The 16,623-nt window shown below is 38.0% G+C and carries 12 protein-coding genes; 4 read left to right on the forward strand and 8 right to left on the reverse strand.

What is annotated here, in order from left to right:
* Nucleotides 1-5: 5 nt before the first annotated feature.
* The 8 genes from ACKLNX_RS01935 to ACKLNX_RS01970 all read right to left on the reverse strand — a co-directional run bounded on the left by ACKLNX_RS01935 (nucleotide 6) and on the right by ACKLNX_RS01970 (nucleotide 12,557).
* Nucleotides 6-2,537 carry a PAS domain S-box protein gene (locus ACKLNX_RS01935; RefSeq protein WP_412971032.1) on the reverse strand — a complete coding sequence of 844 codons (2,532 nt, stop codon included), beginning with the start codon at nucleotides 2,535-2,537 and terminating at the stop codon, nucleotides 6-8.
* Complete coding sequence (locus ACKLNX_RS01940; RefSeq protein WP_412971033.1) at nucleotides 2,509-3,702, reverse strand: FIST N-terminal domain-containing protein; 1,194 nt, start codon at nucleotides 3,700-3,702, stop codon at nucleotides 2,509-2,511. The genes ACKLNX_RS01935 and ACKLNX_RS01940 overlap by 29 nt, the downstream gene beginning before the upstream one ends.
* Complete coding sequence (locus ACKLNX_RS01945) at nucleotides 3,671-5,770, reverse strand: 4Fe-4S binding protein (protein WP_412971034.1); 2,100 nt, start codon at nucleotides 5,768-5,770, stop codon at nucleotides 3,671-3,673. The genes ACKLNX_RS01940 and ACKLNX_RS01945 overlap by 32 nt, the downstream gene beginning before the upstream one ends.
* 35 nt (nucleotides 5,771-5,805) lie before the next feature.
* Nucleotides 5,806-7,323: an aldehyde dehydrogenase family protein gene (locus ACKLNX_RS01950; protein WP_412971035.1), complete on the reverse strand. Its 1,518-nt coding sequence runs from the start codon at nucleotides 7,321-7,323 to the stop codon at nucleotides 5,806-5,808.
* 170 nt (nucleotides 7,324-7,493) lie between these two features.
* On the reverse strand, nucleotides 7,494-8,123 hold the full coding sequence (locus ACKLNX_RS01955) for a response regulator (protein WP_412971036.1): 630 nt from the start codon (nucleotides 8,121-8,123) through the stop codon (nucleotides 7,494-7,496).
* On the reverse strand, nucleotides 8,120-9,400 hold the full coding sequence (locus ACKLNX_RS01960; RefSeq protein WP_412971037.1) for a sensor histidine kinase: 1,281 nt from the start codon (nucleotides 9,398-9,400) through the stop codon (nucleotides 8,120-8,122). The genes ACKLNX_RS01955 and ACKLNX_RS01960 overlap by 4 nt, the downstream gene beginning before the upstream one ends.
* 169 nt (nucleotides 9,401-9,569) lie before the next feature.
* Nucleotides 9,570-11,363 (reverse strand): methanol/ethanol family PQQ-dependent dehydrogenase, encoded by a 1,794-nt coding sequence (locus tag ACKLNX_RS01965; protein ID WP_412971038.1) that lies wholly within the window; start codon nucleotides 11,361-11,363, stop codon nucleotides 9,570-9,572.
* Between the two features lie 312 nt (nucleotides 11,364-11,675).
* The gene (locus tag ACKLNX_RS01970) at nucleotides 11,676-12,557 is read right to left on the reverse strand and encodes a substrate-binding periplasmic protein (protein ID WP_412971039.1); all 882 of its coding nucleotides are present in this window, start codon (nucleotides 12,555-12,557) and stop codon (nucleotides 11,676-11,678) included.
* A 288-nt stretch (nucleotides 12,558-12,845) separates the two neighbouring features.
* Here ACKLNX_RS01970 and ACKLNX_RS01975 point away from each other — a divergent pair, with 288 nt between their 5' ends.
* The 4 genes from ACKLNX_RS01975 to ACKLNX_RS01990 are packed head-to-tail and all read left to right on the forward strand — an operon-like array spanning nucleotide 12,846 to nucleotide 16,619.
* A complete protein-coding gene (locus ACKLNX_RS01975; protein ID WP_412971040.1) occupies nucleotides 12,846-14,135 on the forward strand; it encodes a hypothetical protein in 1,290 nt (429 codons plus the stop codon).
* A gap of 1 nt (nucleotide 14,136) precedes the next feature.
* Nucleotides 14,137-15,105, forward strand: a complete 969-nt coding sequence (locus ACKLNX_RS01980) for a PQQ-dependent catabolism-associated beta-propeller protein (RefSeq protein WP_412971041.1) — start codon at nucleotides 14,137-14,139, stop codon at nucleotides 15,103-15,105.
* Complete coding sequence (locus tag ACKLNX_RS01985) at nucleotides 15,105-15,833, forward strand: ATP-binding cassette domain-containing protein (protein WP_412971042.1); 729 nt, start codon at nucleotides 15,105-15,107, stop codon at nucleotides 15,831-15,833. Before ACKLNX_RS01980 ends, ACKLNX_RS01985 begins: the two co-directional genes overlap by 1 nt.
* Nucleotides 15,834-16,619, forward strand: a complete 786-nt coding sequence (locus tag ACKLNX_RS01990; protein WP_412971043.1) for an ABC transporter permease — start codon at nucleotides 15,834-15,836, stop codon at nucleotides 16,617-16,619.
* Nucleotides 16,620-16,623: the final 4 nt, after the last annotated feature.

Below are 16,623 nucleotides of genomic sequence, written 5' to 3' on the forward strand. Positions count from 1 at the left end.
AATATTTATAGTGCTTTACTTGCTTGTCTGGCAATTAATTGCATATTTAGCGTTAAGCGAAGCTTCAAAGGCTCTATCGGTTTGTAGATAATTGGAATGTTCATGTCTTTTGCTTGCTTTTCTAAGCCTTTGGAATGATTCGCGGTACACAGAATAATAGGAAGTTGAGGATAGGAGTGTCTCAACTTGCTTGCTATATCTAAGCCATTTACATTTTTATCTAAGTGATAATCAAGCAATAGGGTATCACATTGGTCAAGGCAACCCTCGTTTACCGTTACACATTGTTCATAGCTTTGATAACTATCAAGCTCAACCCCCCAACTTTCAAATAGTGATTGCATAGCTAGTCTCACACCTAGATCATTATCAATATGCCAAATATTTGCCGTATTTAACTGATTAACAATAACCTCTTCTTTAGTTTGAGGCTTTTCTTCACTAACCATACTGGCCGCATTAGGCGCTTTAATAATAAAGCATGAGCCTCTGCCTTTCTGTGAACGCACTTCTATGGTGTGCCTTAATAACTTAGCCATTTTATCTACAATAGATAATCCAAGACCTAAGCTATGACTATAGTTTAAGTCATTAGGTAAACGTTCGAATTCTTTAAATATTAAACATTGTTCTTCTTCAGTCATACCTAAACCCTGATCCAACACCATGAAATGTACTTCTTTACCTATTTGACGTGCAACAAAAAGCACTTTGCTATGGGCACCATATTTGAGCGCATTGGATAATATATTCCGTAGTATTCTCGCGAGTAATACCGTATCCGTTTTACTATGCGCCTGATGAAATTTAAAGTTAAAATCAACCCCATAATCTTTACTTAGTCGCGAGAACTCCTTAGCCAACTGATTAAGCATCGGATTGCAATCTGTATTTCTAATATTGGGTTGCATCAAACCTGCATCAAGCTTAGAAATATCTATCAACGTGCGGATTAATGCTTCTAGATCAGAAAGAGAATTTTCCAGAGAATCGACTATATCGGCGTCTTTCGCATTGCAGCGAATTTTGAGCGATTCATTAAATAATATCGCTGCACTTAACGGCTGAAGTAAATCGTGGCTTAATGCAGCGATAAACTTTGTTTTATTTTCTACCGCCTCACGCAATGCAATATTGATTTCGTTTAACTTTACGGTGCGCTCCTCTACTCTATTTTCAAGGCCTTGTTTCGCCAATAGGAGTTCGTTTTCAACTTTTACTTGCTCTGTAATATCCGTTGCTAATACGAAGTGCCCTACAACTTTATCATGACTGTCGATGTGTGGTATGTAGACCTTTTTTAATATACCTTTGTTTCCGTTTGCATTGACCTCTTCACTAGAGAATTCTACCACCTCACCATCGCGTACCCGTTGCAAGTATTGACTAATACGCGGAAATATATCACTCAAATGACTTTTTTCTATAGGCAGATCTTGAAACTGGTTTTTTTCTATACCATACCAGTCTCTATAGGCTTTATTTGTATATTGGAACTCACGCTCTGAACCAATATAAGCAATAAGTGCTGGAATGTTGTCAGTAATAAGTCTTATCCAACTCTCTCTTTCTCGCAGAGTCTCTGCATACTTATATTGTGATGTAATATCTTTAAATGTGTATAGCCATGAGTCGTTGATTAATGTTACTTCTCTTTCAACAATTAAATCTTTATCAAGATATTGAACGTGACTTTCATCCCGATTTAATGCTAACCCATTTAATGAAAATACTTTTGACAACTTAGTCAACGTTTTACAGCGTAATAATTGCGTATTACTTAGCCCGGAATAACTTAAAAAAGTATCATTCCAGAACTCCAACTCTCCAGTCTTTTTAACTCTTAAAATACCCACCTTAATGTTATCAATTAAGCTCTGAAGAATTTGGTTTTTTTGACGAATAACTCTTGCGTGCTTACTAGATTCTCGCAGCTTAATATCAGTAATATCATTAAACACAATAACTGTACCAGAATCTTCAGTCGTGCTTTCAGATACTTGATACCATGTATTATTTGAGAAATGGTAAATCATGATATTTTCACCGACATTCGGCATCGCTCTGGTGATTATTCCATTTACTTTTGCTGATTGAATAATTTCATAAAAATCGACACCTATCTTGGGCTTTACGTTAGTCTCTTTCCAAATTTCAGAAAACTTAGTGTTAAAAAAAGTTATATTTTTTTCTTTGTCTGTCAAAACCATTGGCTGTTGGCTACTTTCAACCGCGTCGTGCAATCTTTGTTGCGTTTTTTTCGTTAGACTATTTGCTAAGGCTAACTCATGGTTACGTGATTCTAGGTCTTGAAGTGCTTTATTGAGTTGTTCGGTTTGTTCGTTTACTTTTTCTGATAAATTTACCGCATGCTCAAAAGCATGGTAAGCAACATTAAGGCGGTTCCCCTCTTCCATTCTATAGATCAAGGCATCATTTATTTTTTCTAGCTTTTTATTTTCTCTCCTTAGCTCAGACACCTCTTTTTGAAGAGTCCCTATATCAGAACTAATTTGATAGTTTACTAGCTCTTGCAAAATAAACTCCCGTAAATGTTTGGTTCATATGAATAGAATTCATATGCTCACCGTACGCATTAAAACCTGCAATTTTAAACTCTTGTTGCATGTTCTTGATATCTTGTTCTTTTCCACTTTGAATAATATCTAAACGACGAAGAAAACAATCACATCCATAGATCATCTCTGGTTCACCAAGCTCCAGTCTCAGTTCTTCCAATTTTGATTGTAACGTTTGTGAACATTCACCTAATTGAACAGCGGTCAAAATCATACCTAGGTCAACCGCACAGTAGAATGTCAAAGAATTAGTTATAATATCAATTTTCTGAATAGAGCGGATAAAATATTTCCCTCCCATTAGTACGGCTAGTGGAAACTTCGAAAACACTTTAGGAGACAGTTCTTTTACATCTTTACCCATTAGTTTTGCATAGTATTCAGCGGCAGGCTCTCCGTTGAGCTCGAACACTGTTCTTGTTGATGGGTCAGCATTAGTTACTACGAGTCGAGAAACTGGCGTTTCTATATGGTCGACAGAGAACACTTTAAAAGGTCCCCTAGACCCTATTAACGTTATAATAGAGGCTTTCTGTACGATGCGACCGTTGTATAATAAATACGTTGCGTTAAGCTCTAAATCGTCCCCTGCACTCCCTCCAAAATGAGGGATGTTGCCAAAAACAGGACTAAATGAATGCAAAAATACTTCTTCATTCATGCTCAGTCCGTCAAGGAAAGAAATGACCATTTGTTGCTCTGATTCAAAAGAAGCTTTTTCACGTAGGTTTTGACGTAAATCTGCCGCAATTTTATAAGCGGAATCAAAACTCACTTCATCTACTTGTTCGAGTAAATGAGTTGAACAAACAAAATCTGATTTAAGCAAAGCAACAAACACGATACTTTGAGTTTGATAACCTTGCATGTTGAATTCACCTGCACTAGAACAACCAATGACTTGCGTGGCAGAAAATTCAGCATTCAAACAGGTAAGAATTTGGTCGAAATCGAAAGCAACTGAAAAGTGGACGATTAATAATTCAATTTGTTCCACTTCTGTTTTTGCGAGAATGTCACTAATCGCTTCTTGAACCGCTCTTTGGGTATTAATCATTAAGTCAGGGCTATCGTTAACTAACCGTCGACTACTAGTTAGGATTGAAGGTTTCGACACGGGCATAAATTGGCCTCTTTTTATATTTGTCAATTTTACATAAATTTGGATTATCTAGGGTCACGACACATTCTAAACATTGAATGCATTCTGAATAATCAATACTTCCATCCCGATTGATAGCGTCAATGTCACACTTGCGCTGTTTACAAAGCTGACATGGGCTGCCACATTCATCTCGACGGCGCAAAAGTTTAAAAATTGGGAAACGCCCTAACACCGCTAAACCAGCGCCTAAAGGACAAAGATAGCGACAGTATACCTTATGTATTTTCATACTGAGTAACAATAATGCTACTGCATACAACACAAAGGGCCAATACCTAACAAAGTAAAGCGTAATAGCGGTTTTAAACGGCTCAGCTTCAGATAGAATCTCACCTAAAGTATATGAATAAAAAGCACTAGCGACTATACCTAATAAAATAAAATACTTTATCTTAATGCCAATTTGATGATGTTGATCTTTTATTTTGATTTGTTTTATTTTTAATTTCTTAGCTAGAAGCCCCATCATTTCTTGTAGCGCACCAAATGGGCAAAGCCAACCGCAATATAATCCTCTGCCAAATAAAAATAAGCTGACAAAAACGAACGCCCACAAAATAAAAATAACGGGGTCTAACAAAAAGACTTCTATTGTAAAACCGTCCCATACTGAGAGTAATAGCGTGTAGATATTAACAACTGACAGCTGACCTTGTGCGTAAAAGCCTATAAAAAATAAAATAAAAAATAAACTAACAAATCGCGCACTGTGAACAAGCTTTGTATGCTTAACATACTTACTTTGAAATACAAAAAAGTAAGTGAGTAGCACTAAATATATGCTCACAATACTAATTTCTAAGATTCTTGATTTCCATAACGTCACCCAAAGTGGATCTTTTGTTTCAACGATAGAATCTGGATTTAACATGAAGAGTTCGTCGGGTAAGGTTAAGCCATAGGTAAATAAATGTTGTTCGCGTTCAAAAAAGCTAGGGCTGTATGTAAGTGCGATAGATATATCAATTTTTTGACTTAGATCCATCCCGCTTTGAGATTTTAGTTTGAGTATTTTTATCTCATTATATTCAGGCAAATTAGCCTTAAATTTAGCAGGATAAAAGCCGTAAAAATCTAAGTCTTTAGCTGGTAATGGCAGCTCACCTTGATTAAGGCGAAGATTTTCTGGATAGGTTTGCGGGATAAATTCATCGCTTAAGAATGAGTATGCTTGAGTGTTAAGGACCATCAATGCGATTTCACCAGGCATTAAGTCCTTTTCTAGTCTTGCGTATTCATCTTCTCCCAGTATATTTTTACCCACTATAGGAATGTTTAGAAACAAATAGTAGTGCTGTGAAAACACCTTATTTTCATCAATATAATCTGTTCCAGCTCTTATGATTTCTGATGGAAGTTCTGCAAAGTCTTTTTCATAAATGGTATGCTCTGTAATTAATCTTTTTTCAACTAACTGATTAAAATCAAGCGGTTCGAAATAGTCAGGATTAAGCATTTTATTGCTTAAGGGGGCAAACCCGTTAAGCTTAGAGCGCGCAACTTTAAGTGCTGAAGTAATTATCGTATCGTTTATAACTAAAACTGATACCGTTGCCTTTGTTACACCATCAAAATAATTCGCATCTACACCTGAGGCTTTATTGCCACCAATAATAAAACGTTGTTTTATATTGTGCCCTTTATATTGAGCAACAAAGTCATGCATAGATTGTTCACCTAACCCATGCAAAAATATAGGCTCAGCATGCGACAGGACCTTCACATCAATAAATTGCCCTTTATCGTCTATGCCAATTAACATATTAATTGGTTTACCTGAAAACCCTATGAAATTAGCAAAGTGGCGGGACTCAAACGCATAACCCAAGAATTCCTGCAACTGATAAACAGGTATAACGGGAATATCGGTATGGGGGGCCTCAACTCTAGTAGCCGTTGGGAAAATTTGTTTAATATTCTCGGGAATGTCGGTTGCATCTTCTTTTGCAGAAACTACCGAACTGAGGAATAAAAATATTAAAAAAATAAACGCAATGAGATTTTTCATAATAAAAAAAACGGGCATATTAAAATGCCCGCTTATTACTGTTATAGCTTAGCTTAGAAGAAACCAAGAGGGTTTGTGTCATAGCTAACTAGTAAGTTCTTAGTTTGTTGATAATGGTCCATCATCATTTTATGTGTTTCGCGACCAATACCAGATTTCTTATAACCACCGAATGCAGCATGAGCCGGATACAAGTGATAGCAGTTTGTCCATACACGTCCAGCTTCGATAGCACGACCTACGCGGAACATTCTATTGGCGTCACGCGTCCACAAGCCGGCACCTAAACCGAAAGCAGTGTCATTGGCAATGGCAATGGCTTCTTCTTCAGTTTTGAAGGTTTGAACAGATACAACAGGTCCAAAGATTTCTTCTTGGAACACGCGCATTTTATTATGGCCTTTAAGAATAGTAGGCTCAATATAAAATCCATTCTCAAGACCTTCCACGTCAGCAACGTTTCCGCCTACAACAACTTCAGCACCTTCATCACGACCAATATTAATGTACTTTTGAATTTTCTGGAATTGCTCATCAGAAGCTTGAGCACCTACCATTGTTTCAGTATCAAGCGGGTTGCCACGCTTGATGACGTTGATTTTCTTAATTACTGCTTCCATAAATTCATCATAGATACTCTCTTGAACAAGGGCTCTTGATGGACAAGTACATACTTCACCTTGGTTAAAGTAAGCTAAAACGAATCCTTCAGCACATTTTTCTATAAACTCTGGCTCATAATTCATAATGTCTTCAAAAAAGACGTTAGGAGATTTACCACCAAGTTCTACCGTTGATGGAATAAGGTTTTCAGCAGCACATCTTAGAATATGGCCACCAACAGGAGTAGAACCAGTAAACGCAATTTTAGCAATACGCGTGCTTGTTGCTAAAGCTTGACCCGCTTCTGCACCAAAACCATTTATTATATTTAACACGCCAGGTGGTATAATATCTTGTAATAATTCACATAGCACAAGAATAGACACCGGAGTTTGCTCTGCAGGTTTCATAACCACAACGTTACCCGTTACGATAGCTGGAGCAAGTTTCCACGCTGCCATTAGTAATGGGAAGTTCCAAGGGATGATTTGCCCTACTACGCCGTATGGTTCATGAAAATGATAAGCAACAGTATTTTTATCTATTTCACCCATCGTGCCTTCTTGAGCACGAATACAGCCAGCATAATATCTAAAGTGATCAATACAAAGTGGGATATCAGCATTGATTGTTTCACGAACTGCTTTACCGTTGTCCCAAGTTTCTGCAACGGCAAGTAACTCTAGGTTCGCTTCCATTATGTCAGCAATTTTAAGCAAAAGCCCAGAACGTTCAGCTACTGATGTATCAGCCCACGCTTGCTTGGCTGCATGTGCTGCATCAAGCGCTTTTTCCACATCTTCAGAAGTAGAACGTGGTATCTGAGCGATAACACTTCCATCTACTGGTGAAGTTGCGTCGAAATATTCCCCTTTAACTGGGGCTACCCACTCTCCGCCAATAAAGTTTTCATATCGTGGTTTGAAGGTAATGACAGAGCCTTCACTTCCTGGATTTGCATATATCATATAGAGTGCCTATTTTTCAATTTTCAAGGTGCTTAAGCATGAGCGTTAAGCATATTTAAGAGTTTGTAAATGATGGTCGCTTTCATCAAATTTCGCTATAATTCAATAGGTCGATTTAGCTCCTACTTTAGGAGGGGAAAGCCGTTTTAGGCTGCGCTAAAATTAAACGCTTAAATTGAACCTATATATCCGTGTTGGATGGCTAAGTCGGAAAACTCATTCACCTCAACGTTTAGTTTGCGCTTGATTGTGGTTAGCGTATTGGAGATTGTTTTTATGGATATATCTAAATTTTTCGCCGTTTCAACTCGACTTTTTTTCATGGCAAAGGCGATAAAAATTTCAAACTCTCTGGCAGTTAAGCGGCTCTGAATATCTATTTGATCTGTAAGTAATCGCTTTGCTAGCCTAACAGCCAAGTCTTTCTCAATATATTTTTGACCTTTGTTAACCACTTGGATCGCAGAAATTAATACCTCAGGATCGCTTTGCTTGCTAATGTATCCCATCGCCCCCGTTTCCATAGCACGTTGCAGTATTGCCCCGTCTTCAAACATGCTGAAAAATATTATTTTTAAACTAGGGTGGCTTTTTAAAAATTGTTGAGCCAAGACCAAACCGCTTTCATGGGCTAAGTTAATGTCTAGTATCATAAGATCTATATCGTTATCTTTTAGAGCATTTAGGCTCTCTTGACCATTTGCAGCTTCATATAACTTAGCCTCAGGGATCATCATATTGATTAAAGCTTTATACCCTTCTCTCACAACGCTGTGGTCATCTACAATTATAATATTCATGAAATAGCGTTCTCAGTTTCAATATTGACCGATAATAGAATGTTAGTACCACTATCATTATTAATCGATAATTCAGCGCCAATGCAGCGCGCTCTCGTTTTAATGGAAGACAACCCTAGCCCTAGCTCTTGTTTGTCATGTTTTATACCCACACCATCGTCCTTTATCTCTAAATAAAGGGTATGTTCAATTATTGAAGCGCTTAAAAACGCATTCTTAGCTTGTGAATGCTTGATAATATTGTTGATTGATTCTTGAATAATTCGGTACAAATGGATGTCTCGTTCTTTGTTAGCATCAAATTTTTCGCATTGAATATCTATCTGCCAATTCATGTTTGGAGTAATATCTTGTTGCTCTAGTACTAATCTTTGGGCGGCTTCCCATAGTGTAACTTTGTCTAGAATTATGGGGTGTAAATGGTCAGTTAATTGACGAATAGCCGTGCTAATTTGAGAGCAAAATGATTTTATCTTCGCACTGCTTGTTTCAATTATTTGTTGATTGTCAGTATTCGCTAACATGTGTGCGTAAGCTTTTGTACTAGTAATCAACTGTCCAACATTATCGTGAAGCTCTCTTGCTAAATAACTTCGCTCCTGCTCTTGCAGCATAGCTAGCTTTCGATCAGCATCTAGTAGCGCTAGCTCTTTTTTAACAAGTGTTTGTTTAAGCTTTGAATACTCATAAAATACAGCCTGAATCTCTTGCATATCTGAGTGAGGTAAAGCGACTTGCCTATTAATATCAATCTGGTCATCTTTGAGTGTATTTTGTAAAGCGATGGCCAATTGCTTCAAAGGTTTTAATTGGTGCTGAATACCTATTCTTATGATAATTAGCAATAATGCTAGTGTGACAATAAAGAGGCCCGCAACCAAATAAAAGAATATCATGTTTTGTGAAAATTCAGTTTGGTTGTCAGGACTGATAATAAAGTAACTGTTTTCTGATAGCGGCATGACAATCGGCTCAATATCATTAACCATATTCCTAGACAGACTAACCTCAGTTTCTGCTGGCCCATCACCACCAAGCCGCCCAAAAAAACGTTCTACTTTTAAATGGGGACTATTGCTAAGTATTTTTTGCATACTATCGATTGACACTTGAGTTTGTTGCATCGCTTTTGCTTGCATCATAGCGGCTTGTGTTTCATCACTGATATTTTTTTTGATAACAAAATAAGTCACAATACTAAAAATTAAAAACACAAATATAAAACTCACAATGATAATTCGAGATAAATGTGTATAACCTGAATTATTTGTGAACATAAAATTATCAAAACCTAGCTTCAAAGCAAAAAATACCGTTGGATATACTGTTAACAGTATTAAAAATGGAATGACTAGGTCAACTAGCCATAAGTAGCGGAAACCTCCTACTTTATAACAATAAGCCCCACATATAGCGGGGCCTAATACATTTCAAACTAATCTAAAACTAGTTTTTAGCTAGATTACTTTTTTCATAACGCTTAGGTAATTTAAATGTCCAGACTGTGCCACCTTGGTTAAGGTTTTTAACACGCTTAGCCACTTCACCGCCCCACAATGGAACAGCGCCACCCCAACCTGAAACTACAGAGATAAACTGCTCGCCATCCTGATCCCAAGTAATAGGTGTGCCTACGATTCCAGAGCCTGTGTTGAATTCATAAAGCTTCTCACCTGATTTAGCATCAAAAGCCATCAAATAACCTTCAGGGTTACCTGTCCATACAAGTCCGCCAGCAGTTGTCATTACTCCACCCCATAAAGGAGCAAAGTTATTTTGTCTCCATACTTCTTCACCTGTTTTAGGATCGATAGCACGAAGTACACCAATGTAGTCATCTTGTACTGACTTGATAGTAAAGCCTGCACCTAAGTATGCTGCACCTTGCTTATATGCAGTAGGTTCGTTCCAGATATCCATTTCCCACTCATTTGAAGGAACATAGAAATAACCTGTATCTGGTGAAAACGCCATTGGCATCCAGTTTTTACCACCTAAGAACGAAGGTCTAGCCACTACTTGCTTGCCTTGCTTACCATCAGATGCGTCTGATGGATTACCAGGGCGGTTTTCATCATTGTAAATAGGACGGCCATTCTTATCTAAGCCTGAAGCCCAGTTAACTTCATCTACAAAAGGGAAACCTCTGATGAAGTCACCATTTTCACGGTTAAGTACATAGAAAAATCCGTTTCTATCTGCTGTTGCTGCTGCTTTCACGGTTTTTCCAGCTTGGTCATACTCAAAAGAAATAAGTTCATTTACGCCATCGTAATCCCAACCGTCATGAGGAGTAGTTTGGAAATGCCATTTTATTGAGCCATCATCTGGGTCAATCGCAACACGTGAAGAAGAGAACAAGTTATCACCAGGACGCATATGCGAGTTCCAAGGTGCTGGGTTACCTGTACCGAAGAATAAAGAATCGGTATCGGCATCATAAGTACCGCCTAGCCATGTTGCTGCGCCACCTGATTTCCATAATTCTGCTGGCCATGTTTTGCCTGCTTCACCACCAGAAATACCGGTCTCAATTTTCTTACCATCAACCCATTTGTAACCCATGTGGCCTTCAACGGTTGGTCTTTGCCATACTTTGGCGCCTGTTTTAGCATCATATGCGTAAACAGAACCAACAATACCAAATTCACCACCAGATATACCGGTGATAACTTTACCTCTAACTACAATTGGAGCAGAAGTAATGGCGTAACCTGCTTTATAGTTTTCAACTTTTTTAGACCATCTGGTCTTACCTGTTTTAGCATCTAATGCGACAAGTTTCGCATCAAGTGTACCGAAAATAACTAGGTCATCATATAAAGCAACACCACGGTTGATAACGTCACAGCAAGGCATGATACCGTCTGGTAAACGCGCTTCGTACTGCCATAATTCTTCACCAGTTGTAGTATCAATAGCGTATACGCGAGAGTAAGAACCCGTCACATACATGACGCCATCTTTAACCATTGGCTGAGATTCTTGACCGCGTTGCTTTTCACCACCAAAGGAGAAAGCCCAGACAGGTCGCAAATCTTGTACAGTTTCTGCGTTTACTTTTGATAATGGACTATAGCGTTGACCACTTAGACCCATGCCATATGTAACTACGTCATTAGTAGTTGTGGCATCATTCATTATATCTTTGTCAGTTACTTGTGCATTCGCTGTAACTGCGATGCCCGAAGACACTGCTACAGACAGTGCCAAAGTGATCGCTTTTGTAATTTGCTTCATTCGCATGATTTGTTCCTAATCATTAGTTAATCAATCCGAGAAAACATAATTTGTAAAGGATCGACGACTACACAATTATGATTTCCAACCGCCGTACAGAGTACATATGAATGTTAATGGTTTGTATGCACCGCGTGTTTGAATTAAGCCCTCCTTTAGTAGGAGGAACTAGATTAAACGTTGATTTTATTGGAAAATTTATACCGAGAGGTATTAATTTATTTGTTTGAAATGACAAAATAAACGCTTTATATGTCAATAAAAGTTTATTCGCTTATGTTTTTTGTATATGAATAACGAATTTTTTTTAAGCTATTCAGTCTTATAGTAGTCAGGCATTTGATAAATAGTATTGTATTTGTCGAAAATCTTTTGCATCTCACCGCTCATAATAAGTTCAGTCACCACATCACCCGTTTCGTAAGCTAAGGCTCTATAATCATTGTGCACAGCCATACCAATGTCCCACTTTTGCTTGCCAATAAGGGGAAACGCATTGCTCGATAATTTATATTCATCTTTGGGAAGGTCCGCATGTAAATGGCTTATTTGTGAGCGTAACCCCATTACCGCATCAACTTTGCCCGCTTGCATTGCCGATATTGCTTCTTCGTTATTTGAGTAGGTGGAGGTATTATTTCTAAATATCCCTTTAAACGCAGAATTTAGATAGAAATACGGGATAGAGTCATTCTCTACACCAATTTTGTGATATTGAAACATGGACATAGTGGGTACGTCTGGCAAGCGTTCAACATTGTGCACAATTTTCCAAGTTTCAGAATGATAGGGGCCAAACATGTGCACAAGTTCATTAACAAGTAGGCCTACATCGTCTCGTTTCATGCTGTATTTTCTATCATAGGGGGCACGCATCATTAAATCAGCTTTTACCTTATGGATAATATGGCCTTTCCAAATATAATTTCTAAGATCATCATCACTTGTTTCGCCCGCTGTCATCCAAATAAAATCAATATCGACACCAAGTTTTTTTGCAATGTGCTTAGCTATGTCCACATCAATACCAGATGGCTCGTCATTTTCATTTAGATAAGAAAACGGAGGGTATTCACCATATACTGCAACGATAATTGTCCCCTGCTTTTGAATATCGTCCAAAGGGCGACTTATAGCGCTATTTATGGAATTTAAGAAAAGGAAAAGAATCGCCCCAAAAACATATTTTTTCATTGGTTGACTTACTCCGATATATTTTGTGTTAAGTAGTTTAGTCGCCACTATTAAATCTACACATTGTTTTGTTTTTACATAACAATACGTTCACTTCCAACGCGTTTTATGCCGCTATACTTGTATAAATTTGAAATTTTTACAAGCGCTTGAGTATAATCTTTTAGAATGGATAACGTTTTCATCCTTTAGTAGGTTTTTTAACTTAATAAACTGTAATTTCAAGGTAAATTCAAGTAATGTGGAAAGCATTAATAGTGCTTTCTATAATTGGAACTCTTGTGAGTTATGAGCCAAATATTTTTCTTTAAGTGTACTTGCATTAAGCAATCCAGTTCATTTTCTTGGTGGCAATTATTGATGCTTCAAGACCTTTTGGTCAATTGTTCACGCATCGCGTCAAAAAATAGAACATGCCTCGCCATTACATTACTACTGACGCTATCAGTATCACCCAGTTACGCTACTCAAAATACTAACCAGATCATTAATATTACTTATTTAAAATTACAACGTGATGAGTTTCCAGGCGTTCCAACTTATTTAGCATCGCCAGAAAATGAAGGTATTAGTGGGGCGCAAAGTGCGTTGGATGATGCTAATAAAACAGGTAAGTTTTTGGGCTACCAGCTACAACTTGACGTGATCCGAGTATCAGACTTAGCGAAATTAGACAAAACACAACAAACGACTATTCAATCTTCACATGCCGTGATTATCGATAGCGACCCCCCGTTCTTTGACAGCTTATTGCAAACTCTTATGGCAAAGCAGGTTCGTCCTCTAATTATTAATGTTCGTAATCATGACAACGCATTGAGAAGCAAATATTGTGAGGCACCGATACTTCATGTCGCTCCAAGCTATCAAATGAAAACCGATGCTTTGGGTCAATGGTTTAGAACCAAACGAATTGAAGACATTGCGATGCTGACTGGGCCTAACATGGAAGATTCGTTATTTGCCAAAGCTTTCGAAAAAACCGCAAAGCAATTTAAGTTAAGTATTGTGGAAAATAAAGCGTGGCAATTTAGTTTTGATTTGCGCCGATCTGCTTTTAATGAAATTCCTGCATTTACTCGAAGTGGTGACAAATATGAAGCAATTTTTGTTGCTGATCACGCGCAACAGTTTGCTTATTCATTGCCATATAACACCTATTATCAAGTGCCCATTTCTGGAAGCGCTGGCTTACAAGCATTAGGCTGGCATTCAACTCATGAACAATGGGGAGCAAGACAATTACAAGGCCGTTTTGCCGAAAAGTTTAAACGCGTAATGACGGAGTACGATTACTTTTCATATGTTGCTGTCACAGCAGTATCAACTGCGGTACAAGCTTCACGCACTCACTCTGACAAAAGTTTTTACCAACTACTGTTGAGTGAAAAAACTTCAATTGCCGCATACAAAGGGCGTCAGTTATCTTTTGCTAAATCTACTCGGCAATTGCGTCAACCCCTTATACTTGCTCACGCAGGAGCATTAGTGACCAGCGCGCCTTTGCCTGGATTTTTACATCAAACCAATGATTTAGATACCTTAGGTGCAAGCGTCACCGGGTGTAAGGAAAATTAATATGCGCATATCAAATTTTATTGTCCCTTGTCTTTTGTTGTTTAATGTTTATTGCAATGCTTTGCCATACGCCTATGTAACCAACGAAAAAGATGACACTTTATCTATTATAGATATGAACAGTTTCGAAGTAATAGACACAATAGATATAGGTGACCGCCCTCGTGGTTTTATTTTAAGTGCGGATCAAAAACTTGCGTATATATGTGCGTCTGATTCTAATCGCATTCAAATTCTTGATTTAGAAACCCTGACTATTGTAGGTGATTTGCCATCTGGAGAAGACCCAGAAACCATTGCTTTACACCCAAATGGTACGACTATATATACTGCCAACGAAGATGATGCATTACTGACTGTGATTGATATTCCAAGCAAATCGGTGATTTCACAAATAGATGTGGGCGTTGAACCTGAAGGGTTGGCAGTCAGCCATGATGGTAAAACCATGGTGGTAACGTCGGAAACAACCAATATGGTGCATTGGGTTGATACTAAAACGCATGCGAACATTGCTAATAGCCTAGTTGCCGCGCGTCCTAGAGATGCGCATTTTAGTCTAAATGATGATTTATTATGGGTAAGTTCTGAAATTGGTGGCACCGTGTCAGTTTTTGATACCGCCTCAAAAGAAAAAATCAAAGAAATAGAATTTAAAATAAAAGGGGTATTTAGAGATAAGATCCAGCCAGTTGGGATATTATTAATGAAAGACCAGCCCAAAGCATTTGTTGCGCTTGGCCCCGCCAACAGGGTTGCCGTTGTCAATACTGATACCTATGAAGTAGAAGATTACATATTAGTGGGTAGAAGAGTCTGGCATCTTGCGTTTAATGAAGATCAATCCTTACTACTTACCACTAATGGCGTGAGTGGCGATGTGTCAGTGGTCGATGCAAATTCATACGATGTCGTAAAAACAGTAAAAGTGGGACGATACCCATGGGGTGTTGCAGTTAAATATAAATAATGAATATTTCGGTTAATCAACTAAGTTATCAATTTGGTAAAAAAGCCGCGTTGAATGACGTTTCATTTAGTCTAGAAGCAGGTTTCAATATTCTGCTTGGGCCTAATGGCGCAGGTAAAAGCACGTTATTTTCCCTGTTAACGGGTTTAAGAAAAGTAACCAATGGCGACATAAGTTTTAATCAGCAAAAGATGGAAAAGCAGCGCCAATCGATTTTGAGTAAAATAGGGGTAGTGTTCCAAGAAAATACTCTCGATCTCGACCTCAGTATCAAACAAAATTTAGGATATTTCGCATCTTTACATGGCTTATCTGAAGCAAAAGCATTAGCGAATATAGAAGACGTACTCGCACAGCTAGGTCTGAATGATAGATTAAGCGACAAAGTGCGCAATTTAAATGGAGGCCATCGCAGACGAGTTGAAATTGCACGTAGTTTATTGCATGAACCAACTTTTCTTTTATTAGACGAACCTACCGTAGGACTGGATATTGCCTCTCGAAAGCTAATCCTAAACTTTGTGCGCAATTACGTTAAAAAACGTCAATCGATTGTACTTTGGGCAACCCACTTATTAGAAGAAGTGGAAACTGATGATGTCTTGTTATTGCTAATCAATGGCGAGGTTAAAGGTTTTGATCGTTGCCATAAATTATTAACACAACACAAAATGGATAATGTATCAGAACTATTCACCAACCTTACTCAAGCAAAGGGGCATAAATAGATGTATTGGCGTTGCTTTTTGGGTGTATTAAAGCGTGAAATGCTAAAATTTTGGCAACAACGTTCACGATTACTCAGTGCGCTTGTGCGTCCCCTTTTATGGTTATTTGTTTTTGCAGCAGGGTTTAGATCAGCGCTTGGTCTATCTATGATAGAGCCATATGAATCCTACATTTTATACGAGGAATATATCGTACCGGGCCTCGCCGCTATGATTATATTATTCAATAGCATGCAAAGCTCGCTATCCATGGTTTATGACCGTGAAATGGGTAGCATGAAGGTGTTATTGATGAGCCCATTTCCAAGAGAGTTTTTGCTGTGTAGCAAGTTGATTGGCAATACATTAATTTCTGCTATACAAGTTTATATCTTTCTATTGTTTGCATTATTAGTGGATGTTGAATTAAGCTTTTTGGGTTATGTATATGCGTTCCCAGTGATTTTTCTATTAGCACTTTTCCTTGGCTCTATTGGGTTATTATTAGCTAACAATATTAAACAACTCGAAAATTTTGCTGGCGTCATGAACTTTGTTATCTTCCCCATGTTCTTTTTGTCTAGCGCCCTATATCCACTTTGGAAAATGCGAGAAGCCAGTGAAGTCTTATATTGGATATGTCAATTCAATCCATTTACTAGTGGTGTGGAACTCTTGCGTTATAGTTTCTATGAAAAATTTGACGCGCAATATTTAGTCGTCGTTGTATGCGTCACTGTTATATGTTTTATTGCTGCGGTACGCAGTTTTGAGCCTAAGGGCAATAAAATAAAGAAAGTATCATAAAAAT

Source organism: Glaciecola sp. MF2-115, assembly GCF_047250385.1.
Classification (GTDB): domain Bacteria; phylum Pseudomonadota; class Gammaproteobacteria; order Enterobacterales; family Alteromonadaceae; genus Glaciecola.